At 61.6% G+C, this 21,020-nt stretch carries 15 protein-coding genes and 2 riboswitches; of the genes, 8 read left to right on the plus strand and 7 right to left on the minus strand.

Translation table 11 applies throughout. The features are described from left to right. Window positions 1-14: 14 nt before the first annotated feature. From AC07V0_RS03560 to cobW, 4 genes are all read right to left on the minus strand, one after another. Window positions 15-554 carry a vWA domain-containing protein gene (locus AC07V0_RS03560; protein WP_064617089.1) on the minus strand — a complete coding sequence of 180 codons (540 nt, stop codon included), beginning with the start codon at window positions 552-554 and terminating at the stop codon, window positions 15-17. 119 nt (window positions 555-673) lie between these two features. Further along, window positions 674-1,681 (minus strand): magnesium chelatase ATPase subunit I, encoded by a 1,008-nt coding sequence (locus tag AC07V0_RS03565; protein WP_495019386.1) that lies wholly within the window; start codon window positions 1,679-1,681, stop codon window positions 674-676. A 184-nt stretch (window positions 1,682-1,865) separates the two neighbouring features. Next, entirely contained in the window at window positions 1,866-5,639 is a 3,774-nt protein-coding gene (gene cobN / locus AC07V0_RS03570; RefSeq protein WP_457327011.1) for a cobaltochelatase subunit CobN, read from the minus strand. Window positions 5,640-5,642: 3 nt separating this feature from the next. Continuing rightward, window positions 5,643-6,710 (minus strand): cobalamin biosynthesis protein CobW, encoded by a 1,068-nt coding sequence (cobW, locus tag AC07V0_RS03575; protein ID WP_026286539.1) that lies wholly within the window; start codon window positions 6,708-6,710, stop codon window positions 5,643-5,645. Window positions 6,711-6,812: 102 nt separating this feature from the next. Then, a riboswitch (cobalamin riboswitch) is annotated at window positions 6,813-7,025 on the minus strand. A 256-nt stretch (window positions 7,026-7,281) separates the two neighbouring features. Then, window positions 7,282-7,509, plus strand: a riboswitch (cobalamin riboswitch). Window positions 7,510-7,631: 122 nt separating this feature from the next. Here cobW and AC07V0_RS03580 point away from each other — a divergent pair. The 4 genes from AC07V0_RS03580 to cobM all read left to right on the plus strand — a co-directional run bounded on the left by AC07V0_RS03580 (window position 7,632) and on the right by cobM (window position 9,790). Next, window positions 7,632-7,835 (plus strand): CbtB domain-containing protein, encoded by a 204-nt coding sequence (locus tag AC07V0_RS03580; protein ID WP_018927647.1) that lies wholly within the window; start codon window positions 7,632-7,634, stop codon window positions 7,833-7,835. An 11-nt stretch (window positions 7,836-7,846) separates the two neighbouring features. After that, window positions 7,847-8,551 carry a CbtA family protein gene (locus AC07V0_RS03585; RefSeq protein ID WP_111454625.1) on the plus strand — a complete coding sequence of 235 codons (705 nt, stop codon included), beginning with the start codon at window positions 7,847-7,849 and terminating at the stop codon, window positions 8,549-8,551. Then, entirely contained in the window at window positions 8,548-8,961 is a 414-nt protein-coding gene (locus AC07V0_RS03590) for a cobalamin biosynthesis protein (RefSeq protein WP_064617086.1), read from the plus strand. The genes AC07V0_RS03585 and AC07V0_RS03590 overlap by 4 nt, the downstream gene beginning before the upstream one ends. 82 nt (window positions 8,962-9,043) lie before the next feature. After that, complete coding sequence (cobM, locus tag AC07V0_RS03595) at window positions 9,044-9,790, plus strand: precorrin-4 C(11)-methyltransferase (protein ID WP_064617085.1); 747 nt, start codon at window positions 9,044-9,046, stop codon at window positions 9,788-9,790. A 204-nt stretch (window positions 9,791-9,994) separates the two neighbouring features. On the opposite strand, the gene nfuA is transcribed toward cobM, so the two are convergent. Both nfuA and AC07V0_RS03605 read right to left on the minus strand, forming a co-directional pair. Then, a complete protein-coding gene (gene nfuA, locus AC07V0_RS03600) occupies window positions 9,995-10,579 on the minus strand; it encodes a Fe-S biogenesis protein NfuA (protein WP_007946504.1) in 585 nt (194 codons plus the stop codon). Window positions 10,580-10,685: 106 nt separating this feature from the next. Next, window positions 10,686-12,971 carry a fatty acid cis/trans isomerase gene (locus tag AC07V0_RS03605; RefSeq protein WP_018927644.1) on the minus strand — a complete coding sequence of 762 codons (2,286 nt, stop codon included), beginning with the start codon at window positions 12,969-12,971 and terminating at the stop codon, window positions 10,686-10,688. A gap of 155 nt (window positions 12,972-13,126) precedes the next feature. Here AC07V0_RS03605 and metH point away from each other — a divergent pair, with 155 nt between their 5' ends. Continuing rightward, entirely contained in the window at window positions 13,127-16,837 is a 3,711-nt protein-coding gene (metH, locus tag AC07V0_RS03610; RefSeq protein WP_018927643.1) for a methionine synthase, read from the plus strand. 185 nt (window positions 16,838-17,022) lie between these two features. After that, the gene (locus AC07V0_RS03615) at window positions 17,023-17,253 is read left to right on the plus strand and encodes a DUF2970 domain-containing protein (protein ID WP_018927642.1); all 231 of its coding nucleotides are present in this window, start codon (window positions 17,023-17,025) and stop codon (window positions 17,251-17,253) included. 6 nt (window positions 17,254-17,259) lie between these two features. Here the strand turns inward: AC07V0_RS03615 and AC07V0_RS03620 are convergent, their stop codons facing one another. Continuing rightward, on the minus strand, window positions 17,260-18,345 hold the full coding sequence (locus AC07V0_RS03620; protein ID WP_457327492.1) for an ABC transporter substrate-binding protein: 1,086 nt from the start codon (window positions 18,343-18,345) through the stop codon (window positions 17,260-17,262). Between the two features lie 522 nt (window positions 18,346-18,867). Between AC07V0_RS03620 and AC07V0_RS03625 the strand changes: the two genes are divergently transcribed. Both AC07V0_RS03625 and AC07V0_RS03630 read left to right on the plus strand, forming a co-directional pair. After that, a complete protein-coding gene (locus AC07V0_RS03625; RefSeq protein WP_018927640.1) occupies window positions 18,868-20,526 on the plus strand; it encodes a nitrite/sulfite reductase in 1,659 nt (552 codons plus the stop codon). Continuing rightward, on the plus strand, window positions 20,510-21,004 hold the full coding sequence (locus tag AC07V0_RS03630; RefSeq protein ID WP_018927639.1) for a DUF934 domain-containing protein: 495 nt from the start codon (window positions 20,510-20,512) through the stop codon (window positions 21,002-21,004). The genes AC07V0_RS03625 and AC07V0_RS03630 overlap by 17 nt, the downstream gene beginning before the upstream one ends. Window positions 21,005-21,020 lie beyond the last annotated feature (16 nt).

Raw genomic sequence — 21,020 nt, forward strand, 5'->3', positions numbered from 1 at the left:
CACAAAATTCAACCTTAAATCAGCTCATCGATATGCCGATAATCAATCTGTAACTGAGCTGCCAACACCTTTGCCCGCCCGAGCCGAATCGGACCGCGCTCGATGTCGATCAGCAACCCCGGACAATCCAGCTCCGGCAATGTCGACCAGTCCTTCAACCGTCCATCTGTCACTAGCAGCAGCCGCTGCTGTTCGGCCGGAAAACGCTTTTGCCGGACCGCCAGCCAGCGCCCCGCCTCGCCAAGCGCCGCCAGCATCGGCGTCCCGCCGCCGGCGCCCAATCCCTCAAGCCAATCGCGTAAGCCCGCAGAAGCTTTCAATCCCTGCACCTGCCACTTCGGCAGGTGACCGCTGGCGGTCAGCAAAGCCAGGCGTGCGCGCTGGCGATAGGCATCGTCGAACAGTTGCGCCAGCAAGCCCTTGGCATCGCTCAACGCCTGATGGCGCCGGGTCGAAGCCGAGGCATCGACGATCACCAGCCACAGTTCATGCGGGGTGCGGGTCCGCAGATGGAACAATAGGTCATCGCGTTGACGCGGTCGGCCATTGAGCAAGGTGCCGGGCCAGTTGACCGATCCGCTACGGGCGGCGTGACGCTTGCCCTGTTTACCGTGATCCAGCCGGCCTGCGCGGGGTCTGGCATTCGCCCCCGCGTCTGATCGAGGGCGAATGCCTAGGGCTTTTTTGGCCAGCTCGGCACTTCACGTCGAGCACCGACCGGCAGCGCCTGGGCGGGCATTTCGCCCCACTGGCCCTGACCTTCGTTCGGGTTGGGGGTTTGCGCAGGGGATTGCTGTGGCGCTTGGGAGTTTTGCGGCGCAGAGGTCGAATGCTCCCGACGACGATGACGCAAGGAAAATTCGGCGACCGCGTCGATATCCTCTTCGGCAATGGCGTTCGCACCGCGCCAGGCCGCATGTGCCCGCGCCGCGCGCAGCCAGACCAGGTCGGCCCGCAAGCCGTCGACACCGGCAGCAAAGCAGAGCTCGGTGATCTGCGCCAGTGCGGCATCGTCGAGCGGGATACTCGCCAGGGCCGCACGCGCCTTCTGGCAACGCTCGCGCAGGGCGTGTTGCTGACTTTCCCACTCGGCGCAGAAGCCTTGCGGATCGCTGTCGAAATCCAGTCGACGACGGATGATCTGGCCGCGCTCGGCGGGTGCAGTATGGCCACTGAGGGCGACGTTCAGGCCAAAGCGGTCGAGCAGTTGCGGGCGCAGTTCGCCCTCTTCCGGGTTCATGGTGCCGATCAGCACAAACTTCGCCGAATGCCGATGGGAAATCCCGTCGCGCTCGATCAGGTTGGTGCCGCTGGCGGCCACATCGAGCAGCAGGTCCACGAGATGGTCGGGCAGCAAGTTCACTTCATCGACGTAGAGCACACCGCCGTCGGCCTTGGCCAATACACCCGGAGAAAACTGTGCGCGCCTTTCGCTCAAGGCCGCGTCGAGATCGAGGGTGCCGACCAGCCGTTCTTCGGTGGCGCCCAGGGGCAAGGTAACGAATTGACCGCTGGCCAGCAGGTCCGCCAGGCCTCGGGCCAGGGTCGACTTGGCCATGCCGCGCGGGCCTTCGATCAGCACGCCTCCGATTTTCGGGTCGATGGCGGTCAGGTACAGGGCGAGCTTCAAGTCATCGGCGCCGACCACGGCGGAGAGCGGGAAATGGGGGGTGTCGGTCATGTTCAAATCTCGGTCATGGTCGGTGATTACTCTGTGGCGAGGGAGCTTGCTCCCGCTCGGCTGCGTAGCAGTCGTAAAACCTGAAAATGCGGTGTGCCTGACAGAGCCTGGTTTTTTGTTTTGGGGCTGCTGCGCAGCCCAACGGGAGCAAGCTCCCTCGCCACAAATTTCCTTTGCTCACCGGCTAACTGTCTTCTTCTATGTCCAGCAACAAATTCTCCAGCGCCTCGCGGTATTCACCCGGCTCCTGCCACATCCCCCGTTGCTGCGCTTCGAGCAGGCGCTCGGTCATGTCGCGCAAGGCGTGGGGATTGTGTTCGCGAACAAACTCCCGGGTCGCCGGATCAAGCAAATAGGCGTCCGCCAGCAACGCATACTGGTGATCGTCGATCAACTGCGTGGTGGCGTCGAACGCAAACAGGTTATCGACCGTCGCCGCCAGTTCGAACGCGCCTTTATAGCCATGACGCTTGATCCCGTCGATCCATTTCGGATTGGCCGCCCGGGAACGGATCACCCGGTTCAGCTCTTCCTTCAATGTGCGGATCTTCGGCAAGTCCGGCTGACTGTGGTCGCCGTGATAACTCGCCGCCGCTGCGCCGCCGAGGCTTTCGACGGCCGCCAGCATGCCGCCCTGGAACTGGTAATAGTCGTTGGAATCGAGCAAGTCGTGCTCGCGGTTGTCCTGATTTTGCAGCACGGCCTGCACCTGGCTCAGACGCTGGGCGAACTGCTCGCGTGCGGCGGTGCCTTCATCGGAGCCGCCGTAAGCGTAGCCGCCCCAGTTCAGGTAAACCTCGGCCAGGTCTTCGCGGCTCTGCCACAAACGACCGTCGATGGCACCTTGCACGCCGGCACCGTAAGCACCCGGTTTGGCCCCGAAGATCCGCCAGCCGGCCTGTCGCCTGGCCGCTTCTTCATCCAGACCGGACGTCAGCAGCGCTTCGCGCTCGGCACGAACCTTGGCTGCCAACGGGTTGAGATCGTCCGGTTCATCCAGCGCGGCGACCGCTTGCACGGCGGCGTCGAACAGCCGGATCAGGTTGGCAAAGGCATCGCGGAAGAATCCGGAGACGCGCAAGGTCACGTCCACCCGCGGCCGGTCCAGCAGGCTCAACGGCAGAATCTCGAAGTCGTCGACCCGCTGACTGCCCGTCGCCCACACCGGCCGCACACCCATCAAGGCCATGGCCTGGGCAATGTCATCGCCGCCGGTGCGCATGGTCGCGGTGCCCCAGACCGACAGGCCGAGCTGACGCAAGTGATCGCCGTGATCCTGCAAGTGCCGCTCAAGAATCAGGTTCGCGGATTGAAAACCGATGCGCCACGCCGTGGTGGTCGGCAGGTTGCGCACGTCCACCGAATAGAAATTGCGCCCGGTGGGCAACACGTCCAGCCGTCCACGGCTGGGCGCACCACTCGGCCCGGCCGGGACGAATCGCCCGCTGAGGGCGTCCAGCAGGCCGCGCATTTCCGCCGGGCCGCAGGCGTCCAGGCGCGGGGCGACGACCTCGCGCAAACTGTCGATGATCGCGCTCACGTCGGACCAGCCTGGCTGGTTCAACGGAGCAATTTCAGCGCTCAAGGCTTGCTCGATCAACTGCGCGGCGAACAGTTCCAGACGCTCACGGGTATCCCCCGCCGTGCGCCACAGCTCATCACTGACCGCCTGCAAGGCATCCGGCCGAGGACCGTTCCAAGGATCAGCCAACACGCAATCCAGTGGATCGAAGCCCAATTCGAACGCCTTGGCCAGCGCCCGCAGCACGCTCGATTGCGCGCCACGACCGTCACCGCGAGGAATGCGCAGCAAAGCCAATAAAGTGTCGATGCGCAATCGCCCGGTCGGCGACTCGCCAAACACGTGCAGGCCATCGCGGATCTGCGATTCCTTCAAGTCACACAGGTAAGTGTCCAGGCGCGGCAACCAGATCGCCGCGTCGGCATCGCTGTCGAGCTTCTCGTCCAGCTGCAGTTCGCGATCAATGTGCGTGTCGCGCACCAGTTGCAGAATGTCGCGTTGCAGTTCCCGGGCGCGGCGCGGATCGAGCAACTGCGCTTCGTAATATTCGTCAGCCAACAACTCAAGGTTGCGCAGCGGGCCGTAGGTTTCGGCGCGGGTCAGCGGTGGCATCAGGTGATCGATGATCACCGCTTGCGTACGGCGCTTGGCCTGGGCACCCTCGCCCGGGTCGTTGACGATGAACGGATAGATGTTCGGCAGCGGTCCGAGCAGCGCGTCGGGCCAGCAGTTTTCAGATAACCCGACGCCCTTGCCCGGCAGCCATTCGAGGTTACCGTGCTTGCCGACATGGATCACGCCGTGGGCTCCGTAGGTGTTGCGCAACCAGAAGTAGAACGCCAGATAGCCGTGGGGCGGCACCAGGTCCGGGTCGTGATAGACCGCGCTCGGGTCAACCTGATAACCCCGCGCCGGTTGAATGCCGACGAAGGTCAGGCCGAAGCGCAACCCGGCAATCATCACTCGCCCGCCACGGAACATCGGATCGCTTTCGGGCGTGCCCCAACGTTGCAGCACCGCCTCGCGATTGGCTTCGGGCAGTGCGTTGAACATCAAAAAGTAATCATCCAGCGCCAGGCTTTGCTGGCACGGACGTTGATCGATAGTGTCCAGATCATTGCTGACACCACCAAGCAGTTGCTGGATCAGCGCGGTGCCGCTGTCCGGCAACTCGGCCGGCAACGGATAACCTTCGGCGTACAGGGCACGCAGGATGTTCAGCGCCGCGGCCGGGGTGTCGAGACCGACGCCATTACCGATGCGTCCATCGCGAGTCGGGTAGTTGGCGAGGATCAGGGCGATGCGTTTTTCGCTGTTGGGCAGCCGCGCCAGATCGATCCAGCGCCGCGCCAGTTCAGCGACAAAATCCATGCGTTCCGGTTGTGGTCGATAGCAAACCACGTCGGACTGACTGCGCTCGCTGCGCCACGCCAGATCCTTGAAGCTGATCGGCCGACTGATGATTCGCCCGTCCAGCTCCGGCAGCGCGATGTGCATCGCCAAGTCACGGGGACCGAGGCCTTGCTCGCTGGCACGCCAACCGGGCTCGTTGTCCTGGGCGCAGATCGCCTGAATCACCGGGATGTTGCGACGAAACGGCCGCAGATGCGGCGCTTCAGGGCTGGACTGGGCGAAACCGGTGGTGTTCAGAATCACCCCCGCCTCAACTTCATCCAGCCAGTCCTCGACCACCGCCAGGCAGCCTGGCTCTTTCAGACTGGCCAGCGCAATCGGCAACGGGTTGAGCCCTGCCGCCTGCAAACGCTGGCAGAAAATATCGATGAAACCGGTGTTCGCCGCCTGCAAGTGCGAGCGGTAAAACAGCACCGCCGCCACCGGCTGATCGGCCTGCCAATCGGCTTGCCAATCCTGAAGGTGCGCGGGGCTTTTTTGCGGGTGGTAGATCGCGGTGCGTGGCAGGGTTTGCGGCTCGGACCATGGATAATCACGACCCAGCCAACGACTGGCAAGGCAGCGAAACAGGTCGAGCGCATTGGCCATGCCGCCCTGACGCAGGAAGTGCCAGAGCCGGTCGCGGTCTTCGGGGGCCACGGTGCTCAGATCGCTGAGTTCCGGGTCCGGGCGATCGTCACCCGGCACCAGAATCAACTGCACACCGCGCTGGGACAACTCCACCAGACGCTCGATGCCGTAACGCCAATAGGCGATGCCGCCGTGCAGCGAGATCAGAATCACCTTGGCGTGGCGCAGCACTTCGTCGACATAAAGATCGACCGAGGCGTGATTCTGCACCTGCATCGGGTTGGCCAGGCGCAGGCTCGGGTAATCGTCGGGCAGCTGCTGCGCCGCCTCGGCGAGCAACGCCAGACTGGAATCGCCGCTGCACAGGATCACCAGCTCGGCGGGGGTTTGTCCAAGGTCGGCAATGTTGTCATCCGACACGAAACCGCCGGGCTGGGTCCTGAGCAGGTGCATGGGTTAAACGCTGAGCGCAGCGCGCAATTGCGCTTCGAGTTGAACGGCGTCCAGCGCCTGACCGATCAACACCAGACGGGTGGTGCGCGCTTCCTCGGCGCCCCACTGACGGTCAAAGTGCTTGTCGAAACGCGTGCCCACGCCCTGAATCAGCAGGCGCATCGGCTTGTTCGGCACCGCCGCGAAACCCTTGACCCGCAGAATACCGTGCTGCACCACCAGTTGCGTCAGCGCGTCCATCAGCAGGCTTTCGTCGGCTTGTGGCAGCTCGATCGAGATGGAGTCGAACGCGTCATGGTCGTGATCGTGGTCGTCTTCACCTTCATGGTGATGATCGTGATGGCTGTGACGGCTGTCGATGTGTTCTTCGGAACCGGCACCGAGGCCGATCAGCACGTCCAGTGGCAAGCGACCGCTGCTGGCTTCGATGACTTTCACCGCCGGTGGCAGCTCTTCGGCGACTTCCAGGCGCACGCGGGCCAGGTCTGCGGCGCTGATCAGGTCGGCTTTGTTGAGGATTACCAGGTCGGCGCTGGCCAGTTGGTCGGCGAACAGCTCGTGCAGCGGTGATTCGTGGTCCAGGTTCGGGTCGAGTTTGCGCTGGGCGTCCACTTGATCCGGGAACGCCGCGAAGGTGCCGGCGGCCACGGCTGGGCTGTCGACCACGGTGATCACCGCGTCAACGGTGCAGGCGCTGCGGATTTCCGGCCACTGGAAGGCTTGAACCAAAGGCTTTGGCAGGGCCAGGCCCGAGGTTTCGATGAGGATGTGGTCGAGGTCGCCGCGGCGAGCAACCAACTCGCGCATCACCGGGAAGAATTCCTCCTGAACGGTGCAGCACAGGCAGCCGTTGGCCAACTCGTAGACGCGGCCGCTGGCCTCTTCTTCGGTGCAGCCGATTGAGCACTGCTTGAGGATCTCGCCGTCGATTCCCAGCTCGCCGAACTCGTTGACGATCACCGCGATGCGACGGCCCTGGGCGTTGTCGAGCATGTGCCGCAGCAAGGTGGTTTTGCCCGAACCGAGGAAGCCGGTAACGATGGTGACGGGGAGTTTGGCCAGTGTTTTCATCGGATGCCCTTTGGCAAGGTGGCGGGCATACGGGACGACAACCGGCAACGCGGGCACGCGTGCCTGAAGAGTTCGCCACCGGATCACCCCGCCCGGTTGAAAGTGAGAATCTGTGTCGAGGCAGGTCTCCTGGCTGACGGTGCGCCGGGCGTTGGCCCGGCATTCGCTGCGCCTTCCCGCGAACCCGTTGCACAGGGTTTGCAGTGGCGTGGCAGCGAACATCACCGTTCACAGTTGCGGGGGCAGCCGCGGCATCGACCGCGTTCCCTTCTTAGCTTCGACAGACGCCGAAGAACCTCGAAAGCGCAAGGCTACGCATCGTGTGGGGGCGGGTCAATGTCTTGTCGGCGAATGCGATCACCTGTGGCGAGGGGGCTTGCCTGTGGCGAGGGAGCTTGCTCCCGTTCGGCTGCGAAGCAGTCGTGAAACCATGCACTGCAAATCTTACAGACAGACCGCATGAATCCGATGCGACCGCTATGCGCTCGAGCGGGACCAAGCCCCCTCGCCACAGATATTGGGTGTTAGTGAGAACCCCTGCCAATTGACTCCCCGCCCTCGCCCATGCTCTCCTACACGCCTTGTTACGGGTGCCCTTCACAGGGTGAAACGGGAAACCGGTGAATCATGTGCTTTACTCTAAAGCCATGTCAGTCCGGTGCTGCCCCCGCAACGGTAAGCGAGTGAAGCGTCAGATCCACTGTGCCGGTCATATGGCATGGGAAGGTGATGCTTGCAGGTCCAGGCGCAAGCCCAGCCCCTCGCGAGCCCGGAGACCGGCCCGCAACACAAAGTGACTTTTACGTTCACTGAATAACAAACCCGCGGTGGGCGGGCGCTGTTCGAAATCTCTGCGAGCCCTTGGCGTGCGGAGATTTTCATGCGCTCTATTCACCCGCTGACAGACCAGAGGGAAGCGCCATGACGATCATCAGCAGCACCGCCAGCAACACCGACAAGAGCATCGCCAGCACCACCACGACCCTGACTCAACGCCTGACCGCCGCCGTGTGTGCGTCGATCCTTGGCGCCAGCCTTGTGTATTTCGCCGGTTTCTCGCACATCGAAGCGGTGCACAACGCCGCGCACGATACCCGTCACAGCTCCGCCTTTCCGTGCCATTGAGACCTGCTGAGATGATCAAGCGTATTGCGCAAACCGCAGGTTTCACCGGGCTGCTGGCCGCCCTGCTATTGACCCTGCTGCAAAGCTTCTGGGTCTCCCCGCTGATTTTGCAGGCCGAGACCTACGAAAAATCCGAGCCGGCTGCTGTTGAAATCCACGAGCACGCCGCGGGCGCAGTCGCTCATACCCACGATGCCGAAGCCTGGGAACCGGAAGACGGCTGGCAGCGCGTGCTGTCTACTACCGGCGGCAACCTGGTGGTAGCCGTCGGTTTCGCCCTGATGCTCGCCGGTCTTTACACCCTGCGCGCACCGACCAAAACCTCTCAGGGCCTGCTCTGGGGCCTGGCCGGTTATGCGACGTTCGTGCTGGCTCCGACTCTCGGCCTGCCGCCTGAGCTGCCGGGCACTGCCGCGGCAGATCTGGCGCAACGGCAAATCTGGTGGATCGGCACTGCCGCGTCCACGGCCGTCGGCATCGCGTTGATCGTGTTCAGCCGTCACTGGCTGATGAAAGTTCTCGGCGTGGCGATCCTGGCCGTGCCGCATGTGATTGGCGCACCACAACCGGAAGTCCATTCGATGCTGGCGCCGGAAGCCCTGGAAGCGCAATTCAAAATCGCTTCGCAGTTGACCAACGTGGCGTTCTGGCTGGCCCTGGGCCTGATCAGCGCCTGGTTGTTCCGCCGCAAAAGCGATGGCCATTACAGCGCATGACTGAAAACGGCACAGTGCCGACCCTGGTGGTCGGCCTGGGCTGCCAGCGCGGCTGCCCCGTCAGCACGCTGCGGGCGCTGCTCGATCAGGCGCTACAGGCCCATCAAATCGAGCTTCGTGAGATCAAGGCCCTGGCCAGCATCGACCTCAAGCGCGATGAACCTGGCCTGATCGAACTGGCCGAACAGCTGGCATTGCCGCTGATGTACTTCAGCAGCGAACAATTGGCGACCTATCAAGCACAACTGAGCCACCACTCGGACATCGCGTTTGAACGCACCGGTTGCTACGGCGTGGCGGAAAGCGCTGCGTTGGCCCTGGCCGAACAATTGGCCCAGGCACCGGCAAAGTTGCTGATTCCACGACAAAAATACGCCCAGGCCACCCTGGCATTGGCCAGCGCCGCGTAAAATCCCCGATAATCCTCGCCTTCGATCATGAGCATTCTTCATCTGAAGCATGCCCAGGCCCTATTTCTGACAGGAAACGACGATGACCGTCTACTTCATTGGCGCCGGCCCCGGCGACCCGGAACTGATCACCGTCAAAGGCCAGCGGCTGATTCGTAGCTGCCCGGTCATCATCTATGCCGGCTCCCTGGTCCCCGCTGCCGTGTTGGAAGGCCACCGGGCCGAACAGGTGGTCAACAGCGCCGAACTGCATCTGGAACAGATCGTCGAGCTGATCAAGACCGCCCACGCCAACGGCCAGGACGTGGCCCGGGTGCATTCCGGCGACCCGAGTCTGTACGGCGCGATCGGCGAGCAGATTCGCTACTTGCGTGAACTCGACATCCCTTTCGAAATCATTCCCGGCGTCACCGCCACCGCCGCCTGCGCGGCCCTTTTGGGGGCCGAACTGACCCTGCCGGACGTGTCACAGAGCGTGATTCTGACCCGTTACGCCGACAAGACCGCCATGCCCGCTGGCGAAGAACTGGGCAGCCTGGCGCAACACGGGGCGACCATGGCGATCCACCTGGGGGTCAATCATCTGGAGAAGATCCTTGCCCAATTGCTGCCGCACTACGGCGCCGACTGCCCGATCGCGGTGATTCACCGGGCGACCTGGCCGGATCAGGATTGGGTGGTGGGAACGCTTGCGGACATTGCGCAGAAGGTACAAGCCAAGGGTTTTCGCCGAACGGCGCTGATTCTGGTGGGTCGAGTGCTGGGCAGCGATCACTTCAGTGAATCGTCGCTGTATCGCGCGGGGCATGCGCACCTATACAGACCCTGAAGCACTTGTGGCGAGGGAGCTTGCTCCCGCTGGACCGCGCAGCGGTCCCAAAATCAGCCAACGCATTCATCACTGGAAAATGCATCGGCTGGATTGCGACTGCTTCGCAGTCGAGCGGGAGCAAGCTCCCTCGCCACAGGTTATCGATCATCCATAAAAAAACGGTGCTCACGGGCACCGTTTTTTTATGTCGCAGCGAACACCTTAGTAGTAGGCGTTTTCTTTCTGCGTGTGGTCCGTCACGTCACGTACACCCTTGAGCTCGGGAATACGCTCGAGCAAGGTGCGCTCGATGCCTTCCTTCAGGGTGACGTCTGCCTGGCCGCAGCCCTGGCAACCGCCGCCGAACTTCAGCACGGCGATGCCGTCTTCGACCACATCGATCAGGCTGACCTGACCGCCGTGGCTGGCCAGCCCCGGGTTGATCTCGGTTTGCAGGTAGTAGTTGATGCGCTCGTTGACCGGGCTGTCGGCGTTGACCATCGGGACTTTGGCGTTTGGCGCCTTGATGGTCAGTTGGCCGCCCATGCGGTCGGTGGCGTAGTCGACTACCGCATCGTCCAGAAACGCTTCGCTGAACGAGTCGATATAGGCGGTGAAGCTTTTGAGCCCCAGCGCTGTATCTTCAGGTTTTTCTTCGCCCGGCTTGCAGTAGGCAATGCAGGTTTCGGCGTACTGGGTGCCAGGCTGGGTGATAAAGACGCGGATGCCGATACCCGGGGTGTTCTGCTTGGAGAGCAGATCGGCCAGGTAATCATGGGCGGCGTCGGTAATGGTAATAGCGGTCATGGAAACTCCTCGCAGGCTTGGACGCAGTTTACGCCAATCGACGCGCCGCACAAAGTCCTAGTATTTTTGTCGGGAACTGTGGCTCCCACACCGGGTTGCAGGCATTTCAGAGATTCTCGTAGCGATTCATGTCCAGCACGCCCTCTTCCACTGGGTCGGTGTCGTGGATGTACCGGCTCAGATCATGGAAATACTGCCAGAATTGCGGATGACTGCGACGAATGCCCCAGCGTTCGACGATTTTTTCGAAACTCGCGGCGTCTTTGGCATTTTCCATCTCGTCGACAAACGCCGGCACCTGCCCGGCCGGAATGTTGAACATGAAGTTCGGGTAGCTGCTCAGAACACCCGGATAGATCGTCAACGTGTCGAGCCCCGGCTGATAACGCAGCGACTCCCCGAGCAGGAACGCCACGTTGCTGTGGGCGCGGTTACGCAGCAGGCTGTAGACCTCACGCTTGCCGCTTGAGGTCTCGATGCGCAACATCGTGGCCTCCGGCAACTGATCGATGACTTTCAAACCGGCGGCCGGGCGCGACGTCAGGCGGCTCAAGGCTTGCTCGGCGTTCTGCAACGCCGGATCAATGTTCGGCCGCGAGCAGTAAGCGCCGTCGCAGCGGTTGATCGGATCGGGCCTGGCATTAAGTTCGCCGTAACGGGACAGCAGCTGCAAGGCGAAATCGCGTTTCGGGTCGTTTTCGTCCAGCGTCAGCGCCGTCGGCTTGTCGTTGTCGATGTCCTCGTAATCCAGCCACATCTTGAACTTGCCGCTGTTCTGGTACCAATCGTCGAGATAGCCGTCCCGTGAGCTGGCCGGCATCAGGCGCAGGAAGTTCTGCTCGGCGCCGTTGCGGATCAGGTCGAAGTACAGCCGGGTCTGGGCCTGATGGGACACGTTACCGAACACATCGAAGTTGACCGCCAACTGGTAATACGTGCGTTCCAGCAACGGGTAATCGAACAGCCACATCGTCTGCGGCACATCGCCGATCAGGCCCTTGGTCACCGAGGCGCTGTCGAAATGCCGGAAGATACTCAGCAACGCATTGTCATTACCGGCCCACAGGGTCGACCAGCTCGGCGCTGGCAAGTCGGCATAGCTGTCCCGGCGCAGGGCCTCATATTCGTTGCGTTTGTTGCGGTAGTCGTGCCACAGGCTCAGGACACTGCCGACGTCATCGTTCTGCCCCGGCATCGCCAGCAACGGCGTAGCCTTGCCGCGATATTTCGGGTCGGTGATGTAAAGGTCATGTTCCGGGGCCTGGAACAGTGCCCAGAAGTTGTCGCGAATCACGTCGGTGGCGATCTGGCCCCGGCAGACCGGGCCGCGAATAAAGGTACGCACGAAGTATTCGGCGTTATCGAGCATGAACTGGTAACGCGCCTGGGCCGGGATCGCTTCGAACGTGGCAAACGGATTGGCCCGCCGCTCCGGCCCATAGCCCGGTAACGCGTTGACCTGCCAGTTACCGTTGTAAAACAGGCTCTTGATCCGCGCCATCTTCGCCGCGCTCAGCGGGTAGGTGATGTGGGTCTTGTGCACGATCACGCCTTGCACCGGCCACAGACGGTAATAGACCTGAGTGCCCGGATCATCATTCGGACGGCGGGTGTTGATCAGGTCGATGGGCTGCCCCGTCGGCGTGCGCGAACGTACCCACTGAAAGAAATGCCCCGGTTCGCCGTCCTTGAAATAGATATGGGCCAAGAACCAGTGCTCGAACAGCCAGCGCCCGACCAGGCTCTCCCGGGCGCCCGGCGCATTCAGCAGGTTTTCCCACTGCACCACTTCCAAGGCTTCCCTGGCGCTGGGCACCAGGCCCTGCTGATCGATCGGCGCGCCGGAAGCCAGCCAGCGCTGCAGCGTCTGGTATTGCTGATCGGTAAGACCGGTGACCGCTAGCGGCATGCCCTCCTTCGGATGAGAGCTGGCGTAACCGTCGAACTCCGCCGGCATGGCGCACAGCGTTTCCCGGTTCAGGCCCAGGACGATCTCTTCCGGCAATTTGGCGTTGGGTTGTAACGGCGTTCTATGGCCTAGTTCAAGCATCCGCGCCATCAGTGCCGCCTGGCTGCCTTGGGCGTCGAGCACTGAATAGAAGCCCTTTTGCTGCCAGGCACGTTTGCCGAAGGCATCATAAAACAACCGGGTCGGCGCGGCGGCCTTGCTCCGTTCGCCGTCATAGACCGGCGCCTTCGTCGCACCTCGGGACGCCCCTTCGCCACTGCCCAGGTTGAGCTGACAGGCGGAGTCGTAGCAGGCATGGCAGGCCACGCACTTTTCGGTGAAGATCGGTTGAATGTCGCGAACGTAGGAAATGTCCGGACCTTGCGCAGCGGCGCCCCCGCTTAAAAACAGCATCAATAGGCTGGTGACGACGCGATACGACATATCCCTGGTCCTGATCATGAGAAAACGCCGCGATTCTACCGGTCCGACCCGCGCACCAACATGAACGATATTCATGCAAAACCGGCATATGCTCCAAAAGCACACAGGTTTGTTATTATCCCGGCCCTTCGTCATGGCCTTACCGAGTAGTCCAAATGTCCGATCGCAGCGTTCGCCTTCAAGCTCTCAAGCACGCCCTCAAAGAGCGCATCCTGATTCTCGACGGCGGCATGGGGACAATGATCCAGAGCTACAAGCTCGAGGAACAGGATTACCGTGGCAAACGCTTCGCCGACTGGCCGAGCGATGTCAAAGGTAACAACGACCTGTTGGTGCTGACCCGCCCGGATGTGATCGGCTCTATTGAAAAAGCCTACCTGGATGCCGGCGCCGACATTCTGGAAACCAACACCTTCAACGCCACCCAGGTGTCCCAGGCCGACTACGGCATGCAAGGCCTGGCGTACGAACTCAACGTAGAAGGCGCACGCCTGGCGCGCAAGGTGGCGGACGCCAAGACCCTGGAAACCCCGGACAAGCCGCGTTTCGTCGCCGGCGTGCTCGGCCCTACAAGTCGTACCTGCTCGCTGTCGCCCGACGTGAACAACCCCGGCTACCGCAACGTGACCTTCGATGAACTGGTGGAGAACTACACCGAGGCCACCAAAGGCCTGATCGAAGGCGGCGCCGACCTGATCCTGATCGAAACCATTTTCGACACCCTCAACGCCAAAGCGGCGATCTTCGCCGTGCAAGGGGTTTACGAAGAGCTGGGCGTCGAGCTGCCGATCATGATTTCCGGCACCATCACCGATGCCTCTGGCCGCACCCTCTCCGGCCAGACCACCGAAGCGTTCTGGAACTCCGTGGCCCACGCCAAGCCGATCTCCGTCGGCCTGAACTGCGCCCTCGGCGCCCGTGAATTGCGCCCATACCTGGAAGAGCTGTCGAACAAGGCCAGCACCCACGTGTCGGCGCACCCGAACGCCGGCCTGCCGAACGAATTCGGCGAGTACGACGAACTGCCGGCCCAAACCGCCAAGGTCATCGAAGAGTTCGCCCAAAGTGGCTTCCTCAACATCGTCGGCGGCTGCTGCGGCACCACGCCGGGGCACATCGAAGCCATCGCCAAAGCGGTCGCCGGTTACGCCCCGCGTGAAATTCCGGACATCCCCAAGGCTTGCCGCTTGTCGGGCCTGGAACCGTTCACCATCGATCGCAGCTCTTTGTTCGTCAACGTCGGCGAGCGGACCAACATCACCGGTTCCGCCAAGTTCGCCCGCCTGATCCGTGAAGACAACTACACCGAGGCCCTGGAAGTCGCCCTGCAGCAGGTCGAAGCCGGCGCCCAGGTGATCGACATCAACATGGACGAAGGGATGCTCGATTCGAAGAAGGCCATGGTGACCTTCCTCAATCTGATTGCCGGCGAACCGGACATCTCCCGCGTACCGATCATGATCGACTCCTCCAAGTGGGAAGTGATCGAAGCCGGCCTCAAGTGCATCCAGGGCAAGGGCATCGTCAACTCCATCAGCATGAAGGAAGGTGTCGAGCAGTTCATTCATCACGCCAAACTGTGCAAACGCTACGGCGCCGCGGTGGTGGTGATGGCCTTCGATGAAGCCGGCCAGGCCGACACCGAAGCGCGCAAGAAAGAAATCTGCAAACGCTCCTACGACATTCTGGTCAACGAAGTCGGCTTCCCGCCGGAAGACATCATCTTCGACCCGAACATCTTCGCCGTGGCCACCGGTATCGAAGAACACAACAACTACGCTGTGGACTTCATCAACGCCTGTGCCTACATCCGCGACGAACTGCCCTACGCCCTGAGCTCCGGCGGTGTGTCCAACGTGTCGTTCTCGTTCCGTGGCAACAACCCGGTGCGCGAGGCGATTCACTCGGTGTTCCTGCTGTATGCAATCCGCAACGGCCTGACCATGGGCATCGTCAACGCCGGCCAACTGGAGATCTACGACCAGATCCCGGTGGAGCTGCGCGACGCCGTTGAAGACGTGATCCTCAACCGTACTCCGGAAGGCACCGACGCCCTCCTCGCCATCGCCGACAAGTACAAGGGCGACGGCAGCGTCAAGGAAGCCGAGACCGAAGAGTGGCGCAACTGGGACGTCAACAAGCGTCTGGAGCATGCGCTGGTCAAGGGCATCACCACGCACATTGTTGAAGATACTGAAGAATCGCGGTTGTCGTTCGCGCGCCCGATCGAAGTCATCGAAGGCCCGTTGATGGCCGGCATGAACATCGTCGGCGACCTGTTCGGCGCCGGCAAAATGTTCCTGCCGCAAGTGGTGAAGTCCGCCCGCGTGATGAAGCAGGCCGTGGCCCACCTGATCCCGTTCATCGAACTGGAAAAAGGCGACAAGCCGGAAGCCAAGGGCAAGATCCTCATGGCCACGGTCAAGGGCGACGTGCACGACATCGGCAAGAACATTGTCGGCGTGGTGCTGGGCTGTAACGGCTACGACATCGTTGACCTCGGCGTGATGGTGCCGGCGGAGAAGATCCTGCAGGTCGCCAAAGACGAGAAATGCGACATCATCGGTCTGTCCGGCCTGATCACGCCTTCGCTGGACGAAATGGTTCACGTGGCCCGCGAAATGCAGCGTCAGGACTTCTATCTGCCGCTGATGATCGGTGGCGCGACCACCTCCAAGGCGCACACGGCGGTGAAGATCGAGCCCAAGTACAGCAACGACGCGGTGATCTACGTCACCGACGCCTCCCGCGCCGTGGGCGTGGCGACGCAGTTGCTGTCCAAGGAACTGAAAGCCGGTTTCGTCGAGAAGACCCGCCTGGAATACATCGACGTTCGCGAGCGCACCGCCAACCGCAGCGCCCGCACCGAGCGCCTGAGCTACCCGGCAGCCATCGCCAAGAAACCGCAGTTCGACTGGGCCAATTATGAGCCGGTCAAACCGACGTTCACCGGCGCCAAGGTACTGGACAACATCGACCTGAAGGTTTTGGCCGAATACATCGACTGGACACCGTTCTTCATCTCCTGGGACCTGGCCGGCAAGTTCCCGCGCATCCTGCAGGATGAAGTGGTCGGTGAAGCCGCCACCGCGCTGTACGCCGATGCCCAAGAAATGCTTGCCAAGTTGATCGACGAGAAGCTGATCAGCGCCCGTGCGGTATTCGGTTTCTGGCCGGCCAACCAGGTGCGCGACGATGACATCGAAGTCTATGGCGACGACGGCAAGCCATTGGCCAAGCTGCATCACTTGCGCCAGCAGATCATCAAGACCGACGGTAAGCCGAACTTCTCCCTGGCCGACTTCGTCGCGCCGAAGGACAGCGGCGTGACCGACTACGTGGGTGGTTTCATCACCACCGCCGGGATTGGCGCCGAAGAAGTGGCCAAGGCCTATCAGGAAGCGGGCGACGACTACAACTCGATCATGGTCAAGGCGTTGGCCGACCGTCTGGCCGAGGCGTGCGCCGAGTGGCTGCACCAGCAAGTGCGTAAAGACTACTGGGGCTACGCCAAGGACGAGACGCTGGACAACGAGGCGCTGATCAAAGAGCAATACACCGGCATCCGCCCTGCTCCGGGCTACCCGGCGTGCCCGGATCACACCGAGAAAGCCACGCTGTTCAAGCTGCTGGACCCGGAAGCGGAAGAGCTCAAGGCCGGCCGCAGCGGCGTATTCCTCACCGAGCACTACGCGATGTTCCCGGCGGCGGCGGTCAGCGGCTGGTACTTCGCTCACCCACAGGCGCAGTATTTCGCCGTGGGCAAGATCGACAAGGATCAGGTGCAGAGCTACACCTCGCGCAAAGGCCAGGAGTTGAGCGTGACCGAGCGCTGGCTGGCGCCTAACCTGGGTTACGACAACTAACCCCTTCCCCTGTGGGAGCGAGCCTTTGTGGCGAGGGAGCTTGCTCCCGTTGGACTGCGTAGCAGTCCCATTTTTTGGGGCCGCTTCGCGACCCAACGGGAGCAAGCCCCCTCGCCACAACGGCTCCCACAGAGTTCGAGTCTGTTGTCTATGCTTGCCTCATACACATTCGTGACGGGGGATTTATGGACGATCCAGTCGACAACAATAATCACAACAAGCCGCCGACCTTCTGGCAGATGCTGCACAGCGTCATGGCGGCGGCGTTCGGGGTGCAGAGCGGGAAAAACCGGGCCCGGGACTTCACCCATGGCAAGCCCAGTCATTTTGTGATTCTGGGGATTCTATTCACGGTGGTGTTCGCCCTGACGCTGTTCGGCATCGTCAAACTGGTGTTGCATCTGGCCGGAATCTGAGCCGGCTCAATGCATCAGGGTTTGCAGGCTGAACGGGTAGCGGTACGACGTCGGCCGCCCCTTGGCCGAGAGCTTTTGAAAATCCACGTCGTAATCCTGAGTGGCGCTCAAGCCCAGCAGTCGCCGGGCTTGCGCGTGGTCGATCAACTGCAATAAGGGGATCTGTCGGTCGCGCCCGCCGTACTGGCTGACATCCACCCCCTGATCGTAGTCATGCAACTGCACAAGAGCCCAGCCGCCCAGAGTGAAGTGCCCGCCCAACAACACGCTTAGCCGCCCTTCCAACAGCGCCTGCAACGCGGCCGGTGAATTGTTGATGGCACTGAACAGCACACCCTTGCCCGGCTGGCCTCCCGTTTCGGCGTATGCCTGCATGGCACCGAACGCCATTTCATCGTTGGCCGACCAGACCAGCGATGTTTGCGGGTAACGCTTGAACAATAACCTGGCCTGTTCATAGGCGCGCTCGCGGGTCCAGCCGCCGTACACCAACTGGCGCAACCGCACTTCGGGGTGTTCGGCCAATGCCCGCATCATGCCCTGCTCACGCTCTTGCGCGGCCGGCGTGATTTTCAGGCCGGAAAAGGCCACCAGTTCAATGACCTCACCGGGTGCTACCGGGCCATGCAGGCGAATCAGTTCCTTGAGCATCAGGTAGCCGCCCTCCTCATTGTTGGGCACCAGGCTACCCAGCCAGTCGGGATACTTGTCCGGCTGGGCGCCGAGCAGACGCATCTGGTCGGCGGTCAGGCCGTTGTTGACCAAAAACAGCTTCACACCGCTGCCTTGAGCCAGGCGCAGGATTTCGGGGGCGACATACAGTTCGTTGGAGAACACCAGATAGTCCGGCCGACTCGGCCCTTGCAGCGCTTCGCGGGCCTGTTTGAGTGTGGTCTCGGCGTTTCGCTCGGCATACTGGATTTGCAAATCCATGCCCAGGTTCTTGGCCGCGGTCTGCATGAACTGCGAGTAACTGACCCAGAACGTCTCTTGGCTGGTCCCGGGATTGAGGAACAATACGGACGCCGCCTGGGCACACGGCCCCAGGACCACGCCAAGCGCCAGCACTACACCATAGAAGAACTTCAACATTGATCGTCCGAGCCCCCGAAAATCCGCCGCGCATTATAGCCAGCGAAGTCCCTGGAAACGGCGCATATTCCGGCTTTTTGTCCGACAATCGTCGGCGCCGGGCCCGGACGGGGTCGTTTATTGATGGCTGACCCAGAATACCGCCGTACCCACGACCAGGATGATCAGGAACAGAATCGCCCAGGCATCGACCGTGCTATCGCTTTTCCTTGCTTTGGTTGGGTTGCTCATTGCATCGCCTCTTGTCGGTTTTATCGGTGATTGCATAAAGACTCGAGCACAGTTAAGACGATGATTGCCCGCACGACAAATGAGGGTTTTATCACAACGACTTTCATTAGTCGTTTTGGTTCTTTGCATATACTCAAACATCACTTTTGCGCATAACTGCAAACTGGTATCTTGCGTCGGCTCCGTTGGGAGTGCGCGGCCGTGCGCGCAGAATTGCCGAGGCAGAATCGGATGAAAGCTTGCGAAAACGCAGCTGTATCCGACCGGCCCAAGCCTGAGAACAGGACTTATATGTACGTATACGACGAGTACGATCAGCGGATCATCGAGGACCGCGTCAAGCAGTTCCGTGATCAGACCCGACGCTATCTGGCAGGCGAGCTGAGCGAAGAAGAATTCCGCCCCCTGCGCCTGCAAAATGGCCTTTATATCCAGCGCTTTGCCCCGATGCTGCGGGTGGCAGTGCCTTACGGCCAACTCACTTCGCGCCAGACGCGAATGATGGCCAAGATTGCCCGCGACTATGACAAGGGCTACGCCCACATCAGTACCCGGCAGAACGTGCAGTTCAACTGGCCGGCCGTGGAAGACATCCCGGACATCCTGGCTGAGCTGGCGACCGTGCAGATGCACGCGATCCAGACCAGCGGCAACTGCCTGCGCAACGTCACCACCGACCAGTTCGCCGGTGTCGCCGCCGACGAGTTGATCGACCCGCGGCCATGGTGCGAAATCGTCCGTCAGTGGACCACGTTCCACCCGGAATTCGCTTACCTGCCGCGTAAATTCAAAATTGCCATCAACGGTTCGACGTCCGACCGTGCGGCCATCGAAGTCCATGACATCGGCCTCGAGCCGGTGCACAACGCCGCGGGCGAACTGGGCTTCCGTGTGCTGGTCGGTGGCGGCCTGGGCCGTACTCCGGTGGTGGGCGCGTTCATCAACGAATTCCTGCCGTGGCAGGACCTGTTGAGCTACCTCGACGCCATTCTGCGGGTCTACAACCGCTACGGCCGTCGCGACAACAAGTACAAGGCGCGGATCAAGATTCTGGTCAAGGCCCTGACGCCTGAAGTGTTCGCGCAGAAAGTCGATGCGGAAATGGAACACCTTCGCGGTGGCCAGACCACGCTGACCGAGGCCGAAGTACATCGCGTGGCCAAGCACTTTGTCGATCCGGACTACAAGGCTCTGGACAATCAGACGGCCGAACTGGCCGACCTCGACAAGCAACACCCGGGCTTCGCCCGCTGGCGTGCCCGCAACACCCTGGCCCACAAAAAGCCGGGTTACGTCGCCGTGACGCTGTCCCTGAAACCGACCGGCGTTGCACCGGGCGACATCACCGACAAGCAGCTCGATGCCGTTGCCGACCTCGCCGACCGTTACAGCTTCGGTCAGCTGCGCACCTCCCACGAGCAGAACATCATTCTGGCCGATGTCGAGCAGAGCCAGTTGTTCGCCATGTGGGGCGAGTTGCGCGAGCAAGGTTTCGCCACGCCGAACATCGGCTTGCTGACAGACATCATCTGCTGCCCTGGCGGCGACTTCTGTTCCCTGGCCAACGCCAAGTCGATCCCGATCGCCGAATCGATCCAGCGCCGTTTCGACGACCTGGACTACCTGTTCGACATTGGCGAGCTGGACCTGAACATCTCCGGCTGCATGAACGCCTGTGGTCACCACCACGTCGGCCACATCGGTATTCTCGGAGTGGACAAGAAAGGCGAAGAGTTCTATCAGGTGTCCCTGGGTGGCAGCGCCAGCCGCGATGCGAGCCTGGGCAAGATCCTCGGCCCGTCCTTCGCCCAGGAAGCCATGCCTGATGTGATCGAGAAGCTGATCGACGTGTACATCGAACAACGTACCGAAGACGAACGCTTCATCGACACTTATCAGCGTATCGGCATCGACCTCTTCAAGGAGCGCGTCTATGCAGCGAATAATTAAGAACAACGAAGTCGTCGACGAAACCTGGCACTTGCTGCCGAAAGATTTCAACATCGACGAGATCAGCAACTGCGACGACCTGATCGTCCCGTTGCACATGTGGCGCGAACACAGCCGCATGCTCATGGCCCGCGATGGCGGCCTGGGTGTATGGCTGGATGCCGATGAAGAAGCTGAAGAAATCGGTGATGACGTGGCGAACTTCCAGGTCATCGCCCTGAACTTCCCGGCCTTCACCGATGGTCGCAATTACTCCAACGCCCGTCTGCTGCGTGACCGCTATGGTTTCAAAGGCGAACTGCGGGCAATTGGCGATGTGCTGCGCGACCAGTTGTTCTACATGCACCGCTGCGGTTTCGATGCGTTTGCCATTCGCGCCGATAAAGACCCCTACGAAGCCCTTGAAGGCCTCAAGGACTTCTCGGTGACCTATCAGGCCGCCACCGACGAACCGCTGCCGCTGTTCCGTCGCCGTTGATCGTCACACCTTGAAC

The sequence above is a fragment of the Pseudomonas sp. GW821-FHT01E10 genome (assembly GCF_059422365.1).